We start from the raw sequence: 24,011 nt of genomic DNA, 5'->3' as shown, positions 1-24,011 counted from the left end.
ACCACAGCTGTTCCTCTCGCGTGCGGGCAGCGGAAGGTGGACAATAGCGGCATGTCCGGCATGGACAACACCCTGCCCGACGGCGCCCCGGAGGTGCCGCCGTCCGGCACCCCACCCGCGGTGCGGGCACAGCTCCTCGCCACCGAGCACTGGAGCCTTCTCGCTTCCCGGAGCACCACGCAGGGCGAGGTGCTGACGCGGATCAGCATGTTCCTCACCTTCACCTCGGCGAGCCTGCTCAGCGCCGCCCTCGTAGGCCAGGCAACGAGGTTCTCCGACACCTTCGTCATGTTCGGGATCGTGGTGTTGTGCCTTGACCTGGCGATCGGCCTGCTCACGCAGATCCGGGTGATGAACGTGGGCATGGAGGACCTGATGTACGTCATCGCGATGAACAGGCTCCGGGCGGCGTACGTCGCACTCGACCCCGGCCTGGCTCCCTACCTGATGGCAAGCCATCACGACGACCAGGCGGGATCGGACCAGACGTATTCGTTCCTCGGAACAGACACGACGTTCCGTCACGTCGCCGGGAGCAGCATGACGTTCATCGTGGCGGTCAACGCCGGCCTCATCGCCCTGCTCCTGGGAACGGTGCTGGTGCTGCCGGGCACGCACCCGGCGGTGGCGGTGCCGCTGGCGGCGGCCGGAGGACTGGCCTTCGTCGCGTGGTCGCTGGCGGAGGGGTTCAAGAGGTACAAGAGTACGTGGCGGAGCTTCACCCCGATCTCCCCCACCGAATAGCGCGCCCGGCGGCGGAAGAAGCTAGTCGATCGCGGCCATGAGTTCGACAACACGGTCCAGGAAGGCGTCGACCTGGGCTTCGTCGTAGCCGTCAGGACCCTTCGCGGCGCCGAAGACGGCCCGGCGGACGCTGTCCACGCTCAGCGGCTGGTCCTGTTCGAGGTAACCGATCAGCCGGTCGCACAACGCGTCGACGTCGGCAACGTCGTAGCTGCGGACGCGCTTCTTTTCCGGCCGGCGGAAACGCTGGCCGGCCGGGCGGTGCAGCCGGGCGCGGAGCACGCCGGAGAGCTTGCCGATCTGGCGCAGCCAGGCTTCCTCGCCTTGGGCCTCGATGAGTTCGTCGCGTTCACGGCGGGCAAAGGCGTCTTCCAGGCGGTCCAGGGCGGCGTCAACCACCGCCGCGTCGTATCCGCCCTTCACGGGATCGAACGATACGCCGCGGACGTCGCTGCTGCCCGTTTTCACGCGGGCTTCGGCCGGGTCCTCGAAGGACACCCGTGCGCGCTGGAAGAACTGGTCCACCTGCTTGGCGTTGTAGCCGTACTTGTTGCGTTCCACGCGCTCGAAGGCCGCGGGAATCTGCCGACGAACATCGATTGCCACTGTTGTCCCTCCGGAGTGTTGTCAGGCGCCGCTCAGCAGCGCGAAAAGAATGAAAGCCACGGGTGCGGCGAAAACGATTGAATCCAGGCGGTCCATCACGCCGCCGTGCCCGGGCAGGATGCTGGACATGTCTTTCACGCCAAGCTCGCGCTTGACCATCGACTCGGCCAGGTCGCCGGCCGTCGCGGCGGCGACCATCCCGACGGCGAGCACGACGCCCACCCACCAGGGGCGGCCCAGCAGGAAGATGCTGGCCAGGATGCCGATCAGCATGGCTCCGGCCACGGATCCGGCGAAGCCCTCCCAGCTCTTTTTCGGGCTGATCTTCGGTGCCATCGGATGCCTGCCGAACAGGGCACCGACCAAATAGCCGAAGGTGTCATTGGAGACCACCAGGAGCAGCATGACGGCGATCTGCCACGCGCCCGCCGGAATCTGGCCGTCCGGCCAGGGTCCCGCCGGCGTGGCTCCCCCGGTGGCGTGCAGCGGGAGGACGGCGAAGCTGATCAGGAAAGGCACCCACGCGAGCGTAAACACACCGGCGAAGATGCTGCGCGGCGCCCCGGCGGTGCTCTCCAGGGAGCGCCACAGCAGCACGGCAACGCAGCTGAGCACGAAGGCGAACAGCAGGCTTTCCAGGCCGCCGAAGTAGGCGGCCAGGGGCATGGCCACGGTCCCCGTCATTACGGGGATGACCGGGAGCCGGGTCCCGCCGTTGGCGTCCAGGGCCCGGAAGATCTCCCAAACGCCCAAGGCCGCGAACGCGGTGGTGACCAGTACGAAGCCCAGAGGCAGGAAAAGGAGCCCGCCGAGGACAACTACCAGCAGGAAAAGCCCGACGCCGATGGCTGCCGGGAGGTTCCGGCCCGCCTTCGGCGTCGGGTTGCCGATTTTCCGCCTGGCGCGGACCGTTCCGCGCGCGGGCGCTGGCTCAGCCTGGCTCATCAGACCTCGAGGAGCTCGGCTTCCTTGCGCTTGAGCAGTTCGTCGATGCTCTCAACGTGGGCCTTGGTGATGGCGTCCAGTTCCTTTTCGCCGCGGGCTCCCTCGTCCTCGCCGGCTTCGCCGTCCTTGACGAGCTTGTCCAGGGAGTCCTTGGCCTTGCGTCGGATGCTGCGGATGGAGACCTTGGCGTCCTCACCCTTGCCCTTAACGATCTTGACGTATTCCTTGCGGCGTTCCTGGGTCAGCTCGGGGATGACCACGCGGATCACGTTGCCGTCGTTGGACGGGTTGGCGCCGACCTCGGAGTCGCTGAGGGCCTTCTCGATGTCACGCAGCGCGGTCTTGTCGTAGGGGGTGATCAGGATGGTGCGGGCATCCGGCACGGCGAAGGATGCCAGCTGCTGCAGCGGCGTGGGCGTGCCGTAGTACTCCACGATCACCTTGCTGTAGAGGGCCGGGTTGGCACGACCGGTACGGACCGACGCGAAGTCCTCCTTGGCTACCTCGACCGCCTTGTCCATCTTTTCCCCGGCTTCGAGCAAGGTTTCTTCGATCACGGTTTCTCCTCAGAAATAGTCGCGCCCGTTCACCGGGTGCACAGTAAAAGTCCGCCGCAATGGGCGGTGGTCCTAGAAGTATCCTAGCGGCTGCTACGGTGTGACGAGGGTTCCGAGCTTCTCGCCGAGGATCGCGCGGGTGACGTTGCCTTCGCCTTCCATGCCGAAGACCACCATGGAGAGCTTGTTGTCCTTGCACATGGTCATGGCGGTCTGGTCCATGACCCGGATGTCGCGGCGGAGTGCGTCGTCGTAGCTGAGGGTCACCAGCTTTTCGGCGGTGGGATCCTTCTTGGGGTCGGCGGTGTACACGCCGTCCACCCCGCTCTTGGCCATGAGCACGACGTCGGCGTGGACTTCGAGGGCGCGCTGCGCGGCAACGGTGTCGGTAGAGAAGTAGGGCAGGCCCGCGCCGGCACCGAAGATCACCACGCGGCCCTTTTCCATGTGGCGGATGGCGCGCCGCGGGATGTAGGCCTCGGCCACCTGGCCCATGGTGATGGCGCTCTGCACGCGGGTCCCCACCCCGGCCTGTTCCAGGAAGTCCTGGAGGGCCAGGCAGTTCATGACGGTGCCGAGCATGCCCATGTAGTCGGCGCGGGAGCGGTCCATGCCGCTCTGGGAAAGTTCGGCACCACGGAAGAAGTTGCCGCCGCCGACGACGATCGCGACTTCCACCTCGGAGACGGCCGCAGCGATCTGCTTGGCGATGGCGCGGACGGTTTCCGGGTCCACACCGAGCTTGCCGCCGCCGAAGACCTCGCCGGAAAGCTTCAGGAGCACGCGGCGCTTGGTCTTTTCGGGCTGGTTTGCTGTGTTCTCGGATTCCATGATGCCTTCCCGTTGGTGGACTCTGGCTAGATTATCTTGCTGTGTGCCGGGGCAGAAAGCGCACCGGTGGGGCATGCGGCGGGATCGCCGTCGCATGCAAAAGGGGCGGCCACCGAAGTGACCACCCCTTTGCTGTGTGCGACTAGTTGCCGACGCGGAAACGTGCGACGGCGGTAGCCTTGACGCCAGCCTCTTCGAGGACCTGGGCAACGGTCTTCTTGGAGTCCTTGGCGAATGCCTGGTCCAGGAGGACTTCACCCTTGTAGAAGCCGGTCACGCGGCCTTCCACGATCTTCGGCAGGGCAGCCTCGGGCTTGCCTTCGGCCTTTGCGGTCTCTTCGGCGATGCGGCGCTCGGACTCGACCAGCTCAGCCGGGACGTCGTCGCGGGTGAGGTAGTTCGGGGCCATGGCGGCAACGTGGACGGCGACGTCGTGGGCGGCGGTGGAAGCGGCTTCGCCTTCACCGTCGACAGCGAACAGCACGCCGACCTGGGCCGGGAGGTCCTTGGAGGTCTTGTGCAGGTAAGCGTCAACCGTGGCGCCCTCGATGCGGGCGATGCGGCGGACGGCAACCTTCTCGCCGAGAACGGCGCCTTCTTCGACGACGACCTCGGACAGCGGCTTGCCGTCGACGTCGACTGCCAGGAGGGTCTCGAGGTCGGCGGCGCCGGACTCGACGGCCACGGCCAGGACCTTGTCGGCCAGCTGGATGAACTTGTCAGCCTTGGCGACGAAGTCGGTCTCGCAGTTGACCTCGACCATCACGCCGACGTTGCCGGTGACCTTGGCGGCGACCAGGCCTTCGGCGGTGGCGCGGCCTTCACGCTTGGTAGCGCCCTTGAGGCCCTTGATGCGGATGATCTCAATGGCCTTCTCGGCGTCGCCGTTGGCCTCGTCAAGAGCCTTCTTGACATCCATCATGCCGGCACCGGTGCGCTCGCGCAGGGCCTTGATGTCTGCAGCAGTGTAGTTCGCCATGTGAACCCCTCTGTCTAGAAATTTATGTGTTTACGGACTGACAGGACGGCAGCCCGCCTGGCGGGCCGCCATCCTGTCAGTAGCTCCCGCTGCCGTTTGGGGGCTGCGGGAAAGTCCGGATTTACTTTGCTTCTTCGCCTGCGGCGGCGTCGGCAGCCGGTGCTTCCTCGGCAGCTGCGGCTTCGGCCTTGCTGCCTTCGAGGAGCTCGCGCTCCCACTCAGCCAGCGGCTCTTCCGGAGCTTCCGTGGTGCCGGTTGCGCGCTGGTTACGGGCGATCAAACCCTCAGCAACGGCGTCGGCAACAACGCGGGTCAGCAGGTTCACGGAGCGGATGGCGTCGTCGTTGCCCGGGATCGGGAAGTCGACTTCGTCCGGGTCGCAGTTGGTGTCCAGGATGGCAACAACCGGGATGTTCAGCTTCTTGGCTTCGTCAACCGCGAGGTGTTCCTTCTTGGTGTCGACAACCCACAGGACCGAGGGAGCCTTGGTCAGGTTGCGGATACCGCCGAGGTTGGCCTCGAGCTTGGTCAGTTCACGCTTGAGGAGCAGGAGTTCCTTCTTGGTGTAACCGGAGCCGGCGACGTCCTCGAAGTTGATCTCTTCGAGTTCCTTCATGCGCTGGATACGCTTGGCAACCGTGGAGAAGTTGGTGAGCATACCGCCCAGCCAACGCTGGTTGACGTAGGGCTGGCCAACGCGGGTGGCCTGCTCTGCGATGGCTTCCTGGGCCTGCTTCTTGGTGCCGACGAACAGCACGGTGCCGCCGTGGGCAACGGTGGCCTTGACGAACTCGAAGGCGCGGTCGATGTAGGACAGCGACTGCTGCAGGTCGATGATGTAGATGCCGTTGCGCTCGGTGAAGATGAAGCGCTTCATCTTCGGGTTCCAACGACGGGTCTGGTGTCCAAAGTGGACGCCGCTGTCAAGCAGCTGGCGCATGGTTACGACGGGCATGCCGACGCTCCTTCCGGCAGGTCATTCATGAGAGAGCCTCGCGGGCTGCTCTTACCCTGCCAATAGTTGACGGTTGTTAGCGGACCCGGACGGGTCCTACTCCTGGCATCCCTTGCACCCCTCATCCGGTCATCGAAGACCGGACCGCAAGAGGCACAATCCTCCACAGCATGGATCCGCGGGGATCTGATGTGGTGGGCTGGATGCGCGTAGTCAATTTGGGCCCCCGCGCGGCTGAATGAGCCGCGCTTCCGTGACGGCTTGAGGGCACGGCAAACTGCAGTCATAAGTGTACTACAGCAGCGGCCCAGTCCGGTGCGCAGCGGTTGCGCCGGAAAGGGGCCGGATTTTCCACATAGCGGGGCGTGGGCCTTCCGTCGGGCCCCGCCGGAGCCGGAGGCTGTTTGCATGAAGTTCCGCGCGTTCCTGATCGCCCTGCTGCTGGCCATGACGCTCGCCGGTCCGGCGGGTGCCGCGCCCCCGGCACAGCCCCGGGAGAGCACCGTCCGCCCCTCCTGGGCCTGGCCGCTGTCCCCGCGGCCCGCCGTCGTCCGCCCGTTTGATCCGCCGCCGGAACCGTGGCTGAGCGGGCACCGCGGCGTGGACCTGCAGGCAGCGGCCGGCGTTTCCGTCACCTCGCCGGCCGACGGCGTGGTGGCCTTCGTGGGCGTGGTGGTGGACCGCCCGGTGATCACGATCGACCATGGCGGCGGACTGCGCAGCAGTTTCGAGCCGGTGCGCAGCAGCCTCCGCCGGGGTGATCCGGTGACGAAGGGCCAGCAGCTCGGCGTCCTGGAGCCCGGCCATTGCGGGCAGCTGCCGTGCGTGCACTGGGGTGTGCGGCGCGGTGAGGAGTACGTCGATCCGCTGGCCTTCGTCATGGACCTGCGGCCTTCAGTGCTGCTGCCGCTGCGGTGAGGTGCTAGACGATCGCGGAGATGCCGGTGATCGCGCGGCCGGTGACGAGGGTGTTGATTTCGTGGGTGCCCTCGTAGGAGTAGATGGCTTCGGCGTCGGCGAAGATCTTGGCCATTTCATAGTCGGTGACAATGCCGTTGCCGCCCAGGAGACTGCGGCCGAGCGCGACGCTTTCGCGCATGCGGTCGGTGGTGAACGCCTTGGCGAGGGCGGACTGTTCGTCCCTGGCAAGTCCGGCGTCTTCGAGCTGGGCCAGGCGGACCATCATGCCCATGGAGCTGACGGCGTTGCCGAGGATCTGGACCAGCTGTTGCTGGACCAGCTGGAAGGACGCGAGCGGGCGGCCGAACTGGATGCGTTCGACAGCGTAGCGGCGGGCAACATCGAAGGCGGCCAGCTGCTGGCCCACGGCCTGCCACGCGACGGCGAGGCGGGTGACCTTGAGGACTTTGTTGGTGTCCCGGAAGCTGTTGCCGTTGGCGAGCTTGAAGAAGTCCGGCACCACCACTTTGTTGAGGACGATGTCGGCGTTCTGCACCGTGCGCAGGGAGATCTTGTTTTCGATCTTGCTGGCCGAGTAGCCCGGCAGTGTGGTGTCCACGAGGAACGCCTTCACCTGGTTGTCGGCGACGTCGCGGGCGTAGATGACCACCCAATCGGAGAAGGTCGCGTTCCCGATCCAGCGCTTGGCGCCGTTGAGGATCCAGTTGTCGCCGTCCCGCGCGGCGGTGGTGCGGGTACCGCCGGCCACGTCGGAGCCGCCCAGCGGCTCGGTCAGGCCGAAGGCGCCGATCTTCTTGAGGGAGTAGATGTCCGGCAGCCACTCGTCCTGCTGCTCCCGGGAAGCAAGGGCCTCGATCGATCCGGTGAACAAGCCGTCGTGCACGCCCATGAAGGTGGCGATGGAGGTGTCTGCGCGGGTGACTTCGGCGTGCACCAGCCCGGCGAAGAGGTTCGAGTAGCCTTGGCGCCGCACGGGGCTGACGAGGTCGATCTCGGCAAGTTTGGGGATCAGCTCCATGGGGAACTCTCCGCGGTTCCAGCAGTCGACGGCAATCGGCTTGACCTCGCGGGCCAGGAACTCCCGGATTTCGGCGAGGCGGTCCCGCTCCTTGTCAGTGAGCAGCCGCTCGAAGCCGTAGAAGTCGCCGTCGGCGTAGGGAAGGTTTTCCGGATCGATGGCAGTCGTCGTGGACATGCGGGCACCTCCATTGGTGTGGGCAAGTTCGCACAGTGTGCCGCCGGCTGCGGCGTGCTACTTGGAAGTAAGTTACCGATGAGTAACATACCGCATCGAGGCTGGCCCTTCAATGGTTGCCGGCCGGCCGCAGGGCCCCGGCACGAAAAAACCCCCGGAAATCCATGGATTTCCGGGGGCTCTTGTAGGGCTACTCGGACTTGAACCGAGGACCTTAGGATTATGAGTCCCGCGCTCTAACCAGCTGAGCTATAGCCCCGTGACGGCCGCGGTCCCGCTGGTATCAGCGGCCCTCCGGCCGAAAGCACTCTAGCAATACTAGTGGCAAGCAAGCGTGCTTTGCGTGCTTGAGCCTTAGAGTGCCTTGTCCTCGTAGGAAGCCCCGCGGTAGAGATCCTCGAAGGTCTGCAGGGTGCCCTGGATGCTGTGCGGCTCCACCATTTCACGGCTGGCCTTGCCCATCGCGCGTAACTGGTCCTCGGGCAGGCGGAGCAGCGTGGTGATGCGGGAAGCCAATTCGCTGCTGTTGCCCGGGGTGAAGAGGTAGCCGTTTTCACCGTCACGGACCAGGTGCGGCAGGGCCATCGCGTTGGCGAGCAGGACGGGGGTGGATGCGGACATCGCTTCGAGGGTGACCAGCGACTGCAGTTCAGCCGTGCCGGGCATGCAGAAGATGGCAGCCCGGATGTAGGCCTTGCGGAGGTCCTCATCGCTGGCCAGGCCCAGGAACTTCACGCGATCCTGGAGGCCGAGCCGGGCAACCTGTGCTTCGAGGGCCGGGCGCACCTCTCCCCCGCCGACGATCTCCAGATGAACCTTGAGATCGGACGGGGTCTTGGCGATTGCGTCGATCAGCACATCCACGTGCTTTTCCTCGGCGAGACGGCCGGCGAACAGCACAGTGGGGTGCTCGTGCGGCTCGATGAACTCACCCGGGTGAAGTTCGTAGGCGGCCGAGTCGATGCCGTTGGACAGCGGCAGCACCTTGCGCAGGAACGCGTGCTGGTGCATGGCCTTGGCGGCCAGCGGGGTGGGCGTGGTGACGACGTCGGCCTGGCCCATGACCTTGCCCATGTCCTTCCACGAGATCCGGCCGATGATGTTCTTGAACCACTGCGGGAACGGCAGGAAGGGGTTCAGGTTCTCCGGCATGAAGTGGTTGGTGGCGACGATGCGGACGCCGCGCTTCACGGCTTCGTACAGGACATGCTCGCCGATCATGTAATGGCTCTGGATGTGCACCACGTCAGGCTGCACCTTGTCGAACAGCAGGCTGATTTCCTTCTTGATTTCCCAGGGGAAGCAGATCCGGAAGTATTCGTGGGTGGGGACGCTGTGCGAGCGCAGGCGGTGCACCGTGGCTTCGTCGCGGAATTCCGTGAAGCTCCTCCCCTTGTCCTGCCGGCAGGCAAGGACGTGGACGTTGTGGCCGCGTTCGGTCATGCCTTTGGCCAACCGGTACCCGAACTGTGCTGCACCGTTGACGTGCGGCGGATAGGTATCTGCCGCAATCAAAATGGTGAGGGGTTTGGTGTTGCCGGGAATGGTCACGTGGAGAACTCCTGTTTGTCACGGTGTGAACACCACGGGAAGCTGTGCCTCGCGGTGCCTTCGGCGCCTGCCCGCCGGCATGTGGCGGAGCAATCGCGAAGCTTGCCCTAGGCCTTCCGCGCGGGGGCCGTTTTTGCGTCCCGTTTCCGCTTGGTGACTTCCGGATGGTGCCGGCTCAGGGCAATAACCCCCACGATAGCAAGGAGAGCGGCCGCGGCCATGGCGATTGCCGTCACGGCGTGGACATCGGGACGAAGCTCACCAAGAATCGTGATTCCGATCGCGATTCCCACGATCGGGTCGATGACCGTCAGGCCAGCGATGACCAGGTCCGGCGGACCGCTGGAGTAGGCGCTCTGGACGAACCAGGAGCCTAGGCCGCCCGCCGCGGCGATCGCGACCACCGAATACGGCGAGACGTTCAGCAGGAACAAGCCGTTGGGGTCCAGCAGGTGCTTGCCGATGATCCGGGTCAGCACCGCCACGAAGCCGAACAGCACGCCGGCGCCCAGGATGTAGACGAACGCGCTCATCCGGTGCTTGAACAGCACGGCGAGGGTCCCGAACAGGCCCACGGCCAGCGCCAGCAGCAGCACGATCGTGAGTTCGTCCTCGCCGCTGACGTGGTGGTTCTCCTGGGTGACGAAGACCGCCAGGAGCACGAAGAGCGCCGAGCCCGTCACGCAGGCCGCAATCGCCACCACGGTGCCGCGGTTGATGGTCAGGCCCTGGTCCTTGGCGTTGACCACGGTGGTGATGACCAGCGCGATCGCGCCGATCGGCTGGACCACTGTGAGCGGGGCACTGACCAGCGCGACGGCGTTCATCGCCATTCCGGCGCACAGCAGCAGGAGCCCGAGCACCCAGCGGGGGTTCCGCAGCAGGCGCAGGAAACCCTGGGAGCTGAGCGCGAGGCCGCCGGTATCGGCCTTGACCGCGCTGCCCTGGCGCTGCGCGCCAATGGCGAGGCAGAAGGCGCCCAGCACAGCAAGGAGGACTGCGAACCAGACCATCAGCCGTGACCGCCGTCGTTCGCCGGGTTCTGTTCCCGCAATTCCCGGCCTTTGCGGCGGATCGCCCAGAAGTAGTTCCAGGCGGCAATCCAGTGACCCGCCAGGCCCAGGCCAAGGCAGATCCAGGCCAGCACGAAGCTGGCGGCGGAGAGCGGGAAGCTCAGCTTGGACAACAGCAACAGCGGGGTGCCCAGAAGCAGGAGCGCGGTGCGGATCTTGCCGATCCGGCTCACGGGCAGGTCCGGGTGGCTGCGGAAGTAGAACAGCGACACCGAGCCGAGGATCACGTCCGGGACTACCAACGCCGCGAGGTACCACCACTCCACGACGCCGGCGATCACCAGGGTGACTGCCACGGCGATGAGTGCCAGGCGGTCGGCGGCGGGGTCGAGGACGCGGCCCAGGCGGGAGGTCTGGTTGAAGCGCCGGGCCACGTAGCCGTCGATCCAGTCGGTGCTGCCCATGATGGCCAGGACGAGCACGGCGAAGCCGTATTCACGGGCGCCAAGCACCAGCCAGACGAACAGCGGAACGCCCATGAAGCGCAGAACGGTCAGGAAGTTGGGAATGGTGAAGACCAGATCGTGGTCGATCTGCGGCTGGCCCGGGCGGGCACCGGCGCCGATGAACTTCATCTGTCCCCTTGAATCCTGTTGCCTGGCGTGTTGCTTCTTGTGCTTACTTCCTGAAGAGCCTCCGCAGCCCCACGGCGAGCACCGCGGCGGAGGCGAAGAACGCGAGGATTTCCTTCCAGCGCCCGGCGAGGCGCCCGGTCAGACCCTCGGGGAGCCGTTTGCCGAGGTCCTCGGCGAGCTTCCTGCCGTCGTCGATCTTCTCGCTGGCGAGGTCCTGGAAGAACCTGCCTTGGGTCTTGAGGTCCAGTTCGGAGCCGAGCTGGTCGCGGACGCCAGCCAGGTGGTCGCGGCGCTGCTGCAGGCGGCGGAGCAGTTCGTCCTTGGTCGGCGCGGGGGGTTCGTCGCGGTGGCGTGCCTCTTCCTTGGCGGCGGCTTCCTCCTTGGCCTTGCGGGCAGCCTCTTCCTTGGCAGCCTTCGCGGCCTTGTAGGCCTCCGAATCCGGGTCGAGGATGCTGGCGTCGAAGTCCGAGCCTTCCTTGAGGACGCCGAGATCGTGCTTGATCCCGCGGATCGCTTCAGCCGGAAGCAGCGGCTGCGCCTTCTTGAATTGCGCGGCGGCCACCAGCCCCCCGATCGCGATGATCAGCAGGAACGCCGCGGACACCACGAGGGCGGCGAGCCAGCCCGGCATGATGGTCGCGAGGCCGAGGATTGCGGCCACCACGAGCGCGATGACCAGCAGCATCACGAACACCAGGGCCACGCCTGCGAAGGCGCCCGCCATGCCGAGCCGGGCACCCTTTTCCTTGGCTTCAAGTTTCGCGAGCCGGATTTCGTCGTTGAACTGCCGGGGCAGGAGCCGGCCGGCGAGCTTGAGGGTCCTCGGCAGTGCTCCAATTCCAGGGCCCATCCCGGGCTTGCCCCTGTGACGTCCGCTCATCAGTTCCCCGCCTTACTGCTTCTCTACGTTTCCGTCTCACGCGCCGAACCCGAACCCCATATTCCGGCACCTGCCCACAAAACTACCATTCAGCGTTCTCCCGGTTTTCCGGGCTGTTTCCCGGCGCGCCCCACGGGCGCGGGAAATCGGCTGCAGGCCTATCAGAGATATGACCTTTGGCACATAGGATTGGTGTTCGTGACGACTCCCACCACCCCCGGCGACGCCCTCAGCCGGCGCGAAAAGCTCCTGTACATCCTCCTCCTGGGCGCCCTCACCGCGCTGGGCCCGTTCACGGTGGACCTGTACCTGCCTGCGTTCCCGGCGCTGGAGCAGCACTTCGGGGTGTCGGCCGCTGCCATCCAGCTCACCCTGGCGGGTACCACCGTGGGTTTCGCGATCGGACAGCTCGTCGTCGGACCCTTCAGCGACAAGTTCGGCCGGCGCATGCCGCTGATCCTTGCCACCGCCCTGCATATCGCCTCGTCCCTGGGCGCGGCGCTGTCCACGGACATCGGTGCATTGTCCCTGTTCCGTGTCCTCATGGGCATCGGCGCCGCCGGCGGCGGCGTGGTGGCGATGGCCATGGTCCGGGACCTCTTCCACGGGTACGCCATGGTGCGGATGTTTTCCCGGATGTCGCTGGTGAATGGCCTGGCCCCGATCCTGGCACCGATCATCGGCTCCCAGTTGCTGCTGGTGATGCCGTGGCCGGGCATCTTCTACTTCCTGGCGGGCTACGGCTCCTTGGTGATCATCGCCGCGATCTTCCTGATCCGGGAAACCTATCCGCCGGAGCTCCGGGGCAAAGGCGGTACGACGGCGGCCCAGCGGTACCGTGCGGTGTTCGGCGACCGCGTCTTCGTGGGCATGCTGCTGGTGGGCGGATTCAACTTCGGCGGGCTGTTCGCCTACCTGTCGGCCTCGACGTTTCTGTTCCAGCAGGTCTACTCGTTCTCGCCGCAGGAATACGGCCTGCTGTTCGGCGTCAACTCCTTGGGCATCGTGGCCGGCGTCCAGATCAGTTCCCGGGTGATCAAGCACGTGGCCCCGCAGTGGATCATGGCGTGGGCCACCGCGTGGCTGCTGCTCATGGCCCTGCTGATCGTCGTGTTCGACATGCTCCACCTCGGCCTGTGGGGCGTGGTCATCCCGCTGTGGTTCTACATCCTGGCCACCGGCTTCATGTTCCCCTGCGTCCAGGTGGTGGCCCTGGCCAACCACGGGGCGCAGGCCGGCACCGCGGCATCCCTGCTTGGTGCTTCGAACTTCATGATGGCCGGGATCATCCCGCCGGTGGTGGGCGTGCTGGGCGTGGCGTCGGCCACCCCTATGGGCGCCGTCCAGGCGGTCTGTGTGTGCTGCGCGGTCCTGGCGCTGTGGCTGGTGGTCCGCCCGCGCACGGTTCCCTCCATCCACTAGCGCCTAGGCTGGAACCATGGCCCGCAAACCTCCCGGCAATCCATCGGGCAGCCGCCCGGACCGCAAGCGCCCGCACCGCAACGGCCGTGGCCTGTTCGTGGGCGCGGTGATCGGCGCCGTCGCCGGCTTCTTCGTGGGGCGCAACCTCGGCAACCCGGTGTTCGGCACCCTGATCGGGGCCGTGATCGTCGCCGCGCTGATGTACCGGATCAATCCGGGCCCCTGGAAGCGGGACTGAGCCTCCGCCCGTTTTCCGCCAGGCGCTGGCCCTGTTGTGCCCCCCGGACCCGGCGATAAAGTTGAACTGTGCCCCGTTGGCAGGAAACACACCCGGTTCCGGCGCCCTGGCAGCGGCGGGATGACGGAATCCTGCCCCTGTGGTGGGACCGCCTGTGTTCGGTTACGAGCCCGCAATCCGCGGCCTTGTACGCGGCCGGGCTGTTCACTGAAGACCGTCGGCGGCCGATCGCTCAGTGGTTCAATCCGGACTCCGGGGCGGCCCTGCTGGTGGCCCCCGAAACCTCCCCTGAGTGGCCCGTGCAGCGCTTCGGGATCTTCTATGCGCCCCCGGGCAGCGGCTTCACCCGGGTGCATTCCTCGCCGCACGAGTGGCACCCGCGCGAGCCCCGCACTCCCCCAACGGAAGAAGAAGCGTTCCGCGCCGCCGTCGACGAAGCCGCCCGCTTCCTGCAGGTGGAAATGGACTTCGTCTGACACGACGGAGAGTCGCGCAAAACAAAAGGGCCCGTACCGCGTTTCCGCGGTACGGGCCCTGTGCGCTCCTCCGACTGGACTTGAACCAGTAACCCTTCGATTAACAGTCGAATGCTCTGCCAATTGAGCTACGGAGGAATGAAGCGGTTATGACTTTAGCAAAGGTCGGGCCACTTCGCGAAATCGGGCCCGGGCCAACGGCCCGCCGCGCGAAAATACCCGCCCAGGGTATGAAAAATGCCCCCGTTCCGGGGATTCCGGAACGGGGGCATCAGGTGCTCCTCCGACTGGACTTGAACCAGTAACCCTTCGATTAACAGTCGAATGCTCTGCCAATTGAGCTACGGAGGAATGAAGCGGTTATGACTTTAGCAAAGGCCCGCCGGGAAACGAAATCGAGCCCCTGACGCCGCGCGTGAACGCATCACGGCTCGGCCCGGAGCGCCCGGCGCTGCATCTCCAGCTCCATGAGTTCGCGGTTAAGCTGCTGGAACTCTTCCGGGTGGGCGGCGGCGTCCAGGCGCTGCAAACGGCCCATCTTGTCCGCCTTGACGCGGGTGATCTGCAGCTCGAAAAGGCGGGCCAGGATGTCGCGGCAGTAGCGCTGCATGGCCTCGGGGGTGCTGGCGGGCAGCGGCACCACGGCGAGCTCGGACACCAGGGCACGCAGCGGCTCAGGCATCTCCTGGCGGACGGCCTCCACCCAGGCCACCGGATCTGTGGCACGGGCCAGCCCGGCCGCCCGGATGGCGTCGTGCACGGCGGCGTACGCGGGTGTGGCGAAGCGGGACATCTCGAAACGGTCCCAGGCCGGGCCGGCCAGGACCGAGGGGTCCTGCAGCACCACTTCGAGCGCCTGGCGTTCCATCGCCGCTACGGGGTCGCGGGGGTCCGGGCGCAGGAACGGGGCGGCACCGGCGTCCGACGGCGGCACGGAGCCTCCCGCGGGGGCTCCCGGCCGCTGTGGGGCTCCGGTTCCCTGGCCGTACCTCCCGGGTCCGGCCGCGCCGTTCCCGGCGCCGCCTTGGGTGCCCTGCGCCGCGGCCCGTTTCTGAGCGCCGCCGACGGCCCGGCTGACGTCGTCGATGGGCATGCCCAGCCAGCCGGCCAGTTCGCGGACGTACGCAGGACGCAGGCCGGAATCACGGATCTGCGCCACGACGGGCGCGGCCTCGCGCAGGGCGGCGACCCTGCCCTCCACCGTGTCCAGGTCGTGCCGCTTCAGGGATGCCCGGATGGCGAACTCGAACAATGGCCGCCGGCTGCCGATGAGCTCGCGTACCGCGGCGTCGCCCCGCAGCTGCCGCAGGTCGCAGGGGTCCGCGCCGGTAGGCTCCACGGCCACATACGTCTGGGCGACGAAGCGCTGGTCCTCCTCAAAGGCGCGCAATGCCGCCTTCTGGCCCGCGGCGTCGCCGTCGAAGGTAAAGATGACCTCTCCCCCGCTGCCGTCATCCGAGAGCAGCCGCCGGGCGATCTTGATGTGGTCGGCGCCGAAGGCGGTGCCGCAGGTGGCCACCGCGGTTCCCACGCCGGAAAGGTGGCAGGCCATCACGTCCGTGTAGCCCTCGACGACCACCAGCTGGCGGTCCTTGGCGATGTTCCGTTTGGCGAGGTCGATGCCGTAGAGCACCTGGGATTTCCGGTAGAGCGTGGTCTCCGGGGTGTTCAGGTACTTGGGCCCCTGGTCGTCCTCGTAGAGCTTGCGCGCGCCGAAGCCGATGGTGTCCCCCGCGATGTCCCGGATGGGCCAGATGAGCCGGCCCCGGAAGCGGTCGTAGATGCCGCGGTTGCCTTCGGAGAACATGCCGGTGAGCTTGAGTTCGGCGTCGGTGAAACCGCGGCCGCGGAGGTGCTTGAGGAGCGAATCCCAGCCCTGCGGGGCGTAGCCGACGCCGAACTGTTCGGCGGCGCCGCGGTCGAAGCCGCGGCCGTGCAGGAAGTTCCGGCCCTCCGCAGCCCCGGGGGTCAGCAGTTGGGAACGGAAGAATTCGTCCGCGATCTTATGGGCGTCCAGCAACCGCTGCCGCTTGCCGACTTCCTCGCGGCTGGGCCCGGAGCCGCCGTCCTCGTAGCGCAGTTCGTAGCCGATGCGGGCGGCAAGCTTCTCCACAGCCTCATGGAAGGAGCTGTGGTCCATCTTCTGGACGAAGGCGATGACGTCCCCGTCCTCGCCGCAGCCGAAGCAGTGGTAGCGGCCCACTTGGGGGCGGACGGTGAAGGAGGGGGAACGTTCGTCGTGGAAGGGGCAGAGGCCTTTGTAGGTGCCCAGGCCGGCGCCCTTGAGGGTGACGTAGCCGTCCACGACTTCCTTGATGTCCGTGCGCTGGCGTACCTCGTCGATATCATCACGTTTGATCAGGCCAGCCACCGGATAAGTCTATGCAACTCTCCGGGCCCGGCTCACCACAGGGACGGCAGGCTGCCCACCAGGCGCTCGTACACCGCCAGCGCGGAGGCGTCCGTGAGGGACGCCACCTGGTCGATGACCACCCGCAGCCGGGCGGCGTCGTCGACGGCGGCACGCCAGTCCGCGGCGAACATCGGTTCCAGGTGCCGGTCGCCGCTGGCGTTTAGCACCCCGACCAAGGCGTGCAGGACCTCGCGCTGCCGTTCGTAGACCGGCTGGCGGTGGTCCGTGGAGATCACAAAGGTGGTGGCCAGGCCCTTCATCACGGCGATCTCGGTGACGGTCTCCGCGGGCACCATGAGTTCGGCGCCGAAGCGGGTGAGCCGGTCCGGGCCGAAGTGCAGCCGCGTGGTTTCCAGCGCGCTCTGGCAGAAACGTCCGATCAGCTGGCTGGTCATGTTCTTCAGCGCGGCCATGGCCTTGCGGCTGCCGTCCGCTTCCCGGACCCAGACGCTGGTGGCTTCGAGGCGGGCCAGGGCGGCGTCGATCTCCGCGGGGTCGTTGTGCGGCAGGTACCACTGGCGGGTGTAGCCCACCACGCGGGCACGGTGATCCGGGTTGTCCAGCCATTTCAGCTGGAAGTGGCCGGCGACGATCGCATCCTCGACGTCGTGCACCGAGTAGGAGATGTCATCGGCCAGGTCCATGACCTGCGCTTCGATGCAGGAGCGGTTGCCCGGGGCGCCCTCGCGCAGCCAGGCGAAGATGGGCAGGTCGTCCTCGTAGGCGCCGAACTTGCTGGTGCGGTGCCCGTGGATCACCGGCGCTTCGGCGGCGGACCAAGGGTATTTGGACGCCGCGTCCAGGCTGGCGCGCGTGAGGTTCAGGCCCGCGGGTTCGCCGCCCGGCGTCAGGACCTTGGGTTCCAGCCGGGTCAGCAGGCGCAGGGTCTGGGCGTTGCCCTCGAAGCCGCCGATGGCGTGGGCGAGCTCGTTCAGGGCGGACTCGCCGTTGTGCCCGAACGGCGGGTGGCCGAGGTCATGGCTGAGGCAGGCGGTGTCCACGACGTCCGGGTCGCAGCCCAGGGCCCGGCCGAGCTCGCGTCCCACCTGGGCGACCTCGAGGCTGTGGGTCAGCCGGGTGCGCACGAAGTCATCGGTGTCCGGGGCCACCACCTGGGTCTTGGCCCCGAGCCGGCGCAGCGCCGAGGAATGCAGCACCCGGGCACGGTCCCGCTCGAAGTCCGAACGGTAGTTGCTCTTCCTGGGTTCCTGGACCCAACGGGCGGAATCGGCCTCGCTGTAGCCCGGAATGACCGGAACGGAGTCGCTCCGGCTGGTGGCGGACAATGCTTCGGTTCCCATGTGGCCTAGTCTTGCATGCCGTGGCTTGGGCGGATGACGCTTTAGCCGCCGGACACGTCCAGTTCCGCCGCGGCGATGTCGCGGCTCTGTTCTTCGTTCAGGGCGCGGCTGAGCAGCCAGTCCTTGGGCAGGGCCGGCTTCTTGGGCGAACCCGCCCGGCCGCGGGGTCCTTCGGAGTCCACGCCCGGGTAGGGCAGCTCCAGGTCCAGTTCGTCCAGCAGGCCGCGCAGCACTTCCAGGGTGGGCACGGTGGCAAGCTTGGCGCGCAGTTCCCCGCCCACCACGTAGCCCTTGAAGTACCAGGCCATGTGCTTGCGGATTTCGCGAAGGGCCTTGTATTCGTCCCCGCCGAAGGTCTCGACCATCAGCTCGGCGTGCCGGTAGACGCCCTCGGCCACCTGGCGCAGCCCGGGGCGGTGGCGCTCCTCGCTGCCGTCGAAGGCCGCCTGCAGGTCGCCGAACAGCCACGGCCGGCCCTGGCAGCCGCGGCCCACCACCACGCCGTCGACGCCGGTTTCCCGGACCATGCGGACGGCGTCCTCGGCGGACCAGATGTCGCCGTTGCCCAGCACGGGGATGTCCGGCAGGGCTTCGCGCAGCCGGGCGATCGAGGACCAGTCGGCCTGGCCGGAGTAGAACTGAGAGGCGGTTCGGCCATGCAGCGCGACGGCGGCAACACCGGAATCGCGGGCGATCCGGCCGGCGTCGAGGTACGTCAGGTGGTCCTCGTCGATGCCCTTGCGCATCTTGATGGTCAGCGGGATGTCCCCCTTGGAGGCCTCCCGCACGGCGGTCTGCACGATCGCCGTGAAGAGGTCGATCTTCCAGGGCAGGGCGGAGCCGCCGCCGCGGCGGGTAACCTTCGGGACCGGGCAGCCGAAGTTCAGGTCGATGTGGTCCGCCCGGTCTTCCTCGACCAGCATGCGCACGGCGGCCCCGACCGTGCCGGGGTCCACGCCGTAAAGCTGCACGGAGCGGACCTTTTCGTCGTCGTCATGCGAAATGATGCGCAGCGATTCCGGGGTCCGCTCAACGAGGGCGCGGGAGGTGACCATCTCCGCCACGTAGAGCCCGCCGCCGTATTCCCGGCACAGCCGGCGGAACGCGGAATTGGTGATACCGGCCATGGGGGCCAGGATCACGGGGGTGTCCACGGTGATGTTGCCCAGCTGCAGGGGCGGCAGCTCAAGCTTCGGCGAAGGAGGGGTTGCTACAAAAGTCACCCCTCCATTGTGTCAAAGCCGGGCAAATCAGGGCTGCCCGGCCCCTTTGCCTCCCTGCCTGCGCAGCCCGGCGGCACGCTGCTCCGCTTCCCGTCGGCGTTCGGCCTCGCGGCGGGCGCGGCGGGTTTCGACGACGGCGGCCAGCTCCCCGGTGTCCAACGAGGCATAGTCCTCCGCCGTCACCGGGGTGTTTTCCAGCTCGCGGAACCTGCCGGCGTCGGCGTTTTCAGTTTCCGTGCCGGAGGCGGTTCCGGCACCCTGCAGGGCGGCGGCGCCGCGCGGACCGGTCGCCTTGACCACCAGCACCGCGATCAGCGTGGTGACCGGAATCGCCAGCACCAGGCCGATCGATCCGACCAAGGTGCGCACAACTTCCTCGGACAGTTCAGCGCTGGTGAGGGTGTCCAGCAGCGGCCGGTCGTAGAGCATCACGATGATGAGGATCGGCAACGCGGCACCGGCGTAGGCGAAGGCGATGGTGTACACAGTGGACGCGATGTGGTCGCGCCCGATCCGCATGGCGGAGCTGAAGAGCTTGCGGGCAGTGGTGTCCGGGGCCAGTTCGTAGAGTTCCCACACCGCGGAGGACTGGGTGATGGTGACGTCGTTGAGCACGCCAAGGCCGGAGATGATGAGCCCGCACAGGATGATGCCGGAGATCGAGATCCGGTCGGACATGTTGACCAGCGTGGCGGCGTCGTGGTCGCCCACGCCGGCCAGGTTCGCGGCGCTCGTGGCCCAGGCAGCGAGCAGCGCCGTGATGCCGAGGCCAAAGATCGTGCCCAGGAGTGCCGTGGAGGTCCGGGCGGAGAAGCCGTGGGCGAAGTACAGCACGCCGATCATGATGGCGGTGGAGCCCACCAGCGCCACGAGCAGCGGCGGCTTGCCGTCCACCAGGCCGGGCAGCATGAAGCTGACCAGCACGGCGTAGGCGCCCACCAGGCCGAGCAGGGCGCGGAAGCCCCGCCAGCGCGCGACGGCGATCACCACCACCGCGTACAACACGGCCAGCAGCGCGATCGGCAGGGTCCGGACGAAGTCCACGAAAACGTAGGCGGGTGACCCGGTCCCGGCGGCCTGCACCCGGGACAGGTTGAGGTACCGGATCTCGTCGCCGGCCTTCACGCCGTGGCTCTTGGCGACGTCCGGGTTGATGACCACCTTGACGGGGCTGCCGCCGGCGTCGGGCTGGGTCATGGCGAAGGTGCACTGCGAACCCTGCTGCCCGCCCTGGCCGGGCTGCGGAATCTCGGCCCCGGTGCTGGCCTGGCTGCAGCTTTCCTGGAGGACGGATTGGATCCGGCCGGTGTCGAACGTGACTCCGGGAGCCGCCTGGTACGGGCTGGCGAGGGTGAGGCCCTCCTTGCTGCCCGATGGCCACAGCAGCAGCATGGCCACGATGGTGAGCACGCCTAGCGGCACCAGGACTGCTGCCAGCAGCCAGTTGGCCCGTTTCCGCGCCGCGAGGGCGTCGGAGCTCGGTTCGGCGTCGCCTGCGGCTCCGTGCGAATGTCCGTGGCCCATTGTTGTTCGATTCCCCATCGTTTCGGCCCAACTGACTGGCACTTGTGGTCCTTTTGAGGGCTCAAAACGGCCTCTACTGCCAGTCAGTTGGGTACTGCTACTGAAAAGTCAGTCGCTGACGACCAACGTGTCCGCTCCCCTGGCGTGCGCGGTGCCCTGCTCCAGCAGCGGGTCCAGGACGGTCCGCAGGGCCGTCATGGAGTCGTCCACCTCGAGCAGCACGGGGTGCTGGTAGGCAATCAGGGCCAGCAGCTCCCCCGCCGCGGCCGCAGCCTCGGCGGCGTCCAGCGCGGGTTCGTGGCCGAGGAAAACCTCCGAAGGATCATCGGGATTGCCCGCGGCGTAACTGACCGCGAAGGCCCGGATCCTGCCCTTGCGGCTGGCGGGCACACCGGCGCCGAAGGCGCTGGCCTTCGGCGCCCGGAGCACCACGGCCCCGTGGGCGCCGCTGAGGTCGTCAAGGAACATCCGCTGCACCGTGGGAATCCCCAGCTCGCCGGGGCTGTCCCAGTGGTGCACAGCCGTGTAGTAGCGGCCGACGACGTCGCTCAGTTCCACCGAGCCCGTGGCAAGGTCCTCGACCTGCTCGGAGGCGGCCTCTTCCGAGCCGTCGCCGAACACGGGAAGCTTCAGGGCCCCGGGGTCCACCACCACCAGCTGCGAACGCTGGATCGTGGTGAGCCCGGCCCACTCCGCGAACGCGGCACCGGCGGTGCCGGGCTCCACCTTGCTGCGCAGCCGGGAAACCCCCGACGGCGCCAGCTCGGCTTCGCGGCGCAGCATGGTCAGCAATGTGGCGCCGATGCCGTTGCGGCGGTGGTCTTTGGCGACCTCGATGTAGGCCCACAGCCGCTCCGGGTGCAGGGAGGCCTCATGGACGACGCCGGCCGCCACCGGGATGGCGACGCCGTCCACAACATCTTCGGCCACGATGCAGCGGCGCCAGGGCGCGTTGCCGGACGGCGCCAGGGCAGCACGGAACTGTTGGGCCGGGAGGGTTTCGGGCCCGCCCCAGATTTCAAGCAGCGCCAGGTCATCGCCCTCGCGCCATTCCCGGTATTCGACCGCCATGCTCAGGCGCCGATCAGGCGCGCGGCCAGGTAGCCTTCCACCTTGTCCAGGGAGACGCGTTCCTGGCTCATGGTGTCGCGTTCGCGGATGGTGACGGCCTGGTCGTCGAGGGTGTCGAAGTCCACGGTGATGCAGAACGGGGTACCGATCTCGTCCTGGCGGCGGTAGCGGCGGCCGATGGCGCCGGCGTCGTCGAAGTCGATGTTCCAGTTCTTGCGCAGCTGGGTGCCCAGTTCCTTGGCCTTCGGCGAGAGGTCCTCGTTGCGGCTCAGCGGGAGCACCGCGGCCTTCACGGGAGCCAGGCGCGGGTCGAGCTTGAGCACGGTGCGCACGTCCACGCCGCCCTTGGCGTTGGGGGCCTCGTCCTCGGTATAGGCGTCAATCAGGAACGCCATGAAGGAGCGGGTCAGGCCGGCCGCGGGCTCGATCACGTACGGGGTGTAGCGCTCGTTGGTGGCCTGGTTGAAGTAGCTCAGGTCCTGGCCGGACGCCTTGGAGTGCGTGGAGAGGTCGAAGTCGGTGCGGTTGGCGATGCCTTCGAGCTCGCCCCATTCGGAGCCCTGGAAACCGAAGCGGTATTCGATGTCCGTGGTGCCCTTGGAGTAGTGGCTGAGCTTCTCCTGCGGGTGCTCGAAGAAGCGCAGGTTTTCTTCCCTGATGCCCAGGCCCGTGTACCAGGCCATGCGCTCCTTCATCCAGTACTGGTACCACTCTTCGTCGGTGCCGGGCTCGACGAAGAACTCCATTTCCATCTGCTCGAATTCACGGGTGCGGAAGATGAAGTTGCCCGGAGTGATTTCGTTGCGGAAGGACTTGCCGATCTGGCCGATGCCGAACGGCGGCTTCTTCCGGGAGGTGGTGAGCACGTTGCTGAAGTTCACAAAGATGCCCTGCGCGGTTTCCGGGCGCAGGTAGTGCAGGCCTTCTTCGCTGGCGACGGGGCCAAGGAAGGTCTTGAGCAGGCCGGAGAATTCCTGCGGCTCGGTCCACTGGCCGCGGGTGCCGCAGTTGGCGCAGGCGATGTCGGCCAGGCCGTTTTCGGCGGGACGGCCCTTCTTTTCTTCGTACTCTTCCTCGAGGTGGTCGGCGCGGTAGCGCTTGTGGCAGGAAAGGCATTCGACGAGCGGGTCGGAGAACACCTCCACGTGACCGGATGCTTCCCAGACCTGGCGGGGCAGGATCACGGAGGAGTCCAGGCCCACCACGTCCTCGCGGCCGCGGACCATGGACTGCCACCACTGGCGCTTGATGTTTTCCTTCAGCTCCGCACCGAGGGGACCATAGTCCCAGGCCGAGCGCGAACCGCCGTAGATCTCACCGGCCTGGAACACGAACCCGCGCCGCTTGGCGAGGGAAATGATCTGGTCGAGGACGGATTTTGCTGCCATGGGTACTCCAATGATCTACAGGGCCGCTGGGTGCGGTCCGCGCGGGTGCGCAGCGGTGAGGCTGGGCGAAGGGAAAGCTGGGCAGGAATGCTGCCTGTCCTAGCCTACCGGCCTTTGGACACGGTCCGGCGTCCCTGGCCGGCGCCCGCCAGGGCGCCCTTGGGCCAGGGCAGCGTGGCGAGGATGATCGCCCCGAGGGTCAGCAGGGTTCCCAGCACCGTGGGCAAGGCGACCACAGCGCCTGGGGCGGGCAGGACGACGTCGAGCGCCAGGGAGCCGAGCAACTGCCCTGCGATCATCCCGAGTCCGGTCATCAGCACCCCGAGGCTGCGCACCAGCAGCGCCGCGAGGCCGATGAACACACAGCCCATCGGCCCACCGAGGTAGTACCACCATTCGCCTGGCAGCGCGTGGCCGGGACCGGCGATCGCCAGTTTGAGCAGCAACAGGACCCACAGGGCCACGGCACCGGCCGCGAAGTTCACGAACGTGGCCGCCACGGGGCTGCCGTATTGCACCGTGGCGGTCCCGTTCATGGCCTGCTGGAAGCTCATCAGCAAACCGGCCAGCACCGGCAGCAGCACGGGCACCAGGAGCGCGGCGGGCTCGCTCGAGGCCGAAAAGCGCGGCGACACTGCCCACGCCACCGCAGCGACCGTGAGCACGCTGCCCAGGACGCGCATGGCGGTGACGGACCGCTTCCCGCCCGGGGCAATCCCCATGCGGTCAACCATCAGGCCGCTGACGGTCTGTCCGGTCACCACGGCCACCGTGAAGAGCGCCACCCCGAGCACGCCCACCGTGAAGACCTGCGCGATGACGAACAGCGCGCCGATGACCCCGGCCAAGGCATAGAGGCGGGGGAAGCGGCGCTCCCGCAGTGCCGGAATGACCTGCCGAAGGGCGGTCCGGCCTTTCGGCAGGACGAGCCCGACGGCGGCGATGACGATGAGTCCCGTGGTGAAGCTCACGACGGCAGCCGCGATCCCGTCCCCAAGCTGTGCGCCCAGGGCACCGTTGATCCGGCCCTGCAGCGGGAGAAACACGCCTGCAGCGACGGCGAGGGGCAGGCCGGCGGCGCGGGACAGGGAGGGGCGGCGGGTAGCTAGCGGCATTTTCACCACCCTACGTCAGGCATCATTG

23 protein-coding genes and 3 tRNA genes are annotated in these 24,011 nt (G+C 67.2%); 5 read left to right on the top strand and 21 right to left on the bottom strand.

Annotated elements, in window-relative coordinates:
- Positions 1-51: 51 nt before the first annotated feature.
- Entirely contained in the window at positions 52-744 is a 693-nt protein-coding gene (locus BLP88_RS10785) for a hypothetical protein (protein WP_074589106.1), read from the top strand.
- A 21-nt stretch (positions 745-765) separates the two neighbouring features.
- On the opposite strand, the gene BLP88_RS10780 is transcribed toward BLP88_RS10785, so the two are convergent.
- From BLP88_RS10780 to rpsB, 6 genes are all read right to left on the bottom strand, one after another.
- Positions 766-1,350 (bottom strand): DivIVA domain-containing protein, encoded by a 585-nt coding sequence (locus BLP88_RS10780; RefSeq protein ID WP_074589104.1) that lies wholly within the window; start codon positions 1,348-1,350, stop codon positions 766-768.
- Positions 1,351-1,371: 21 nt separating this feature from the next.
- Positions 1,372-2,295: a phosphatidate cytidylyltransferase gene (locus BLP88_RS10775; protein ID WP_074589103.1), complete on the bottom strand. Its 924-nt coding sequence runs from the start codon at positions 2,293-2,295 to the stop codon at positions 1,372-1,374.
- Positions 2,295-2,852, bottom strand: coding sequence for a ribosome recycling factor (gene frr, locus BLP88_RS10770; protein WP_074589101.1), 558 nt, complete (start codon positions 2,850-2,852; stop codon positions 2,295-2,297). The genes BLP88_RS10775 and frr overlap by 1 nt, the downstream gene beginning before the upstream one ends.
- A 93-nt stretch (positions 2,853-2,945) precedes the next feature.
- The gene (gene pyrH, locus BLP88_RS10765; RefSeq protein ID WP_074589100.1) at positions 2,946-3,683 is read right to left on the bottom strand and encodes a UMP kinase; all 738 of its coding nucleotides are present in this window, start codon (positions 3,681-3,683) and stop codon (positions 2,946-2,948) included.
- Between the two features lie 142 nt (positions 3,684-3,825).
- Positions 3,826-4,662: a translation elongation factor Ts gene (gene tsf / locus BLP88_RS10760; protein ID WP_074589098.1), complete on the bottom strand. Its 837-nt coding sequence runs from the start codon at positions 4,660-4,662 to the stop codon at positions 3,826-3,828.
- A 121-nt stretch (positions 4,663-4,783) separates the two neighbouring features.
- Entirely contained in the window at positions 4,784-5,617 is an 834-nt protein-coding gene (gene rpsB / locus BLP88_RS10755; RefSeq protein ID WP_074589096.1) for a 30S ribosomal protein S2, read from the bottom strand.
- Positions 5,618-6,025: 408 nt separating this feature from the next.
- On the opposite strand from rpsB, the gene BLP88_RS10750 reads away from it, so the two are divergent.
- Positions 6,026-6,535 (top strand): M23 family metallopeptidase, encoded by a 510-nt coding sequence (locus BLP88_RS10750; protein WP_074589095.1) that lies wholly within the window; start codon positions 6,026-6,028, stop codon positions 6,533-6,535.
- A gap of 4 nt (positions 6,536-6,539) precedes the next feature.
- On the opposite strand, the gene BLP88_RS10745 is transcribed toward BLP88_RS10750, so the two are convergent.
- The 6 genes from BLP88_RS10745 to BLP88_RS10720 all read right to left on the bottom strand — a co-directional run bounded on the left by BLP88_RS10745 (position 6,540) and on the right by BLP88_RS10720 (position 11,812).
- Positions 6,540-7,733, bottom strand: a complete 1,194-nt coding sequence (locus tag BLP88_RS10745; protein ID WP_074589093.1) for an acyl-CoA dehydrogenase family protein — start codon at positions 7,731-7,733, stop codon at positions 6,540-6,542.
- 185 nt (positions 7,734-7,918) lie between these two features.
- Positions 7,919-7,992, bottom strand: a tRNA-Ile gene (locus BLP88_RS10740).
- Positions 7,993-8,087: 95 nt separating this feature from the next.
- Positions 8,088-9,284: a glycosyltransferase gene (locus tag BLP88_RS10735; RefSeq protein WP_074589091.1), complete on the bottom strand. Its 1,197-nt coding sequence runs from the start codon at positions 9,282-9,284 to the stop codon at positions 8,088-8,090.
- A gap of 107 nt (positions 9,285-9,391) precedes the next feature.
- Positions 9,392-10,297, bottom strand: coding sequence for a DMT family transporter (locus BLP88_RS10730; RefSeq protein WP_074589090.1), 906 nt, complete (start codon positions 10,295-10,297; stop codon positions 9,392-9,394).
- Positions 10,297-10,932 (bottom strand): CDP-alcohol phosphatidyltransferase family protein, encoded by a 636-nt coding sequence (locus BLP88_RS10725; protein WP_074589088.1) that lies wholly within the window; start codon positions 10,930-10,932, stop codon positions 10,297-10,299. Before BLP88_RS10725 ends, BLP88_RS10730 begins: the two co-directional genes overlap by 1 nt.
- A 43-nt stretch (positions 10,933-10,975) precedes the next feature.
- Complete coding sequence (locus BLP88_RS10720) at positions 10,976-11,812, bottom strand: phage holin family protein (protein ID WP_074589086.1); 837 nt, start codon at positions 11,810-11,812, stop codon at positions 10,976-10,978.
- Positions 11,813-12,004: 192 nt separating this feature from the next.
- Here BLP88_RS10720 and BLP88_RS10715 point away from each other — a divergent pair, with 192 nt between their 5' ends.
- From BLP88_RS10715 to BLP88_RS10705, 3 genes are all read left to right on the top strand, one after another.
- On the top strand, positions 12,005-13,234 hold the full coding sequence (locus BLP88_RS10715) for a multidrug effflux MFS transporter (protein WP_074589085.1): 1,230 nt from the start codon (positions 12,005-12,007) through the stop codon (positions 13,232-13,234).
- Positions 13,235-13,250: 16 nt separating this feature from the next.
- Positions 13,251-13,472 (top strand): glycine zipper domain-containing protein, encoded by a 222-nt coding sequence (locus BLP88_RS10710; RefSeq protein WP_074589083.1) that lies wholly within the window; start codon positions 13,251-13,253, stop codon positions 13,470-13,472.
- A 68-nt stretch (positions 13,473-13,540) separates the two neighbouring features.
- Positions 13,541-13,948 (top strand): hypothetical protein, encoded by a 408-nt coding sequence (locus BLP88_RS10705; protein ID WP_074589081.1) that lies wholly within the window; start codon positions 13,541-13,543, stop codon positions 13,946-13,948.
- A gap of 65 nt (positions 13,949-14,013) precedes the next feature.
- Here BLP88_RS10705 and BLP88_RS10700 read toward each other — a convergent pair.
- The 9 genes from BLP88_RS10700 to BLP88_RS10660 all read right to left on the bottom strand — a co-directional run bounded on the left by BLP88_RS10700 (position 14,014) and on the right by BLP88_RS10660 (position 23,983).
- Positions 14,014-14,086, bottom strand: a tRNA-Asn gene (locus tag BLP88_RS10700).
- A 140-nt stretch (positions 14,087-14,226) separates the two neighbouring features.
- Positions 14,227-14,299: transfer RNA gene (locus BLP88_RS10695), tRNA-Asn, on the bottom strand.
- A 73-nt stretch (positions 14,300-14,372) separates the two neighbouring features.
- Positions 14,373-16,319 carry a DNA primase gene (dnaG, locus tag BLP88_RS10690; RefSeq protein ID WP_074589079.1) on the bottom strand — a complete coding sequence of 649 codons (1,947 nt, stop codon included), beginning with the start codon at positions 16,317-16,319 and terminating at the stop codon, positions 14,373-14,375.
- Positions 16,320-16,351: 32 nt separating this feature from the next.
- Entirely contained in the window at positions 16,352-17,662 is a 1,311-nt protein-coding gene (locus BLP88_RS10685; RefSeq protein WP_074589077.1) for a deoxyguanosinetriphosphate triphosphohydrolase, read from the bottom strand.
- A gap of 41 nt (positions 17,663-17,703) precedes the next feature.
- Positions 17,704-18,885: a tRNA dihydrouridine synthase DusB gene (dusB, locus tag BLP88_RS10680; protein WP_074589076.1), complete on the bottom strand. Its 1,182-nt coding sequence runs from the start codon at positions 18,883-18,885 to the stop codon at positions 17,704-17,706.
- Positions 18,886-18,912: 27 nt separating this feature from the next.
- On the bottom strand, positions 18,913-20,409 hold the full coding sequence (locus tag BLP88_RS10675; protein ID WP_074589075.1) for a YibE/F family protein: 1,497 nt from the start codon (positions 20,407-20,409) through the stop codon (positions 18,913-18,915).
- A 108-nt stretch (positions 20,410-20,517) separates the two neighbouring features.
- Positions 20,518-21,480: a GNAT family N-acetyltransferase gene (locus BLP88_RS10670; protein WP_074589073.1), complete on the bottom strand. Its 963-nt coding sequence runs from the start codon at positions 21,478-21,480 to the stop codon at positions 20,518-20,520.
- Between the two features lie 2 nt (positions 21,481-21,482).
- Positions 21,483-22,868, bottom strand: coding sequence for a glycine--tRNA ligase (locus BLP88_RS10665; RefSeq protein WP_074589072.1), 1,386 nt, complete (start codon positions 22,866-22,868; stop codon positions 21,483-21,485).
- 104 nt (positions 22,869-22,972) lie between these two features.
- Positions 22,973-23,983 (bottom strand): DMT family transporter, encoded by a 1,011-nt coding sequence (locus tag BLP88_RS10660; protein ID WP_074589286.1) that lies wholly within the window; start codon positions 23,981-23,983, stop codon positions 22,973-22,975.
- Between the last annotated feature and the right edge of the window lie 28 nt (positions 23,984-24,011).

It is taken from the genome of Arthrobacter cupressi, assembly GCF_900099975.1.
GTDB lineage: Bacteria > Actinomycetota > Actinomycetes > Actinomycetales > Micrococcaceae > Arthrobacter > Arthrobacter cupressi.
Note: the sequence above shows the minus strand (reverse complement) of the source record. Positions and strands in the feature narration are given on the sequence as shown.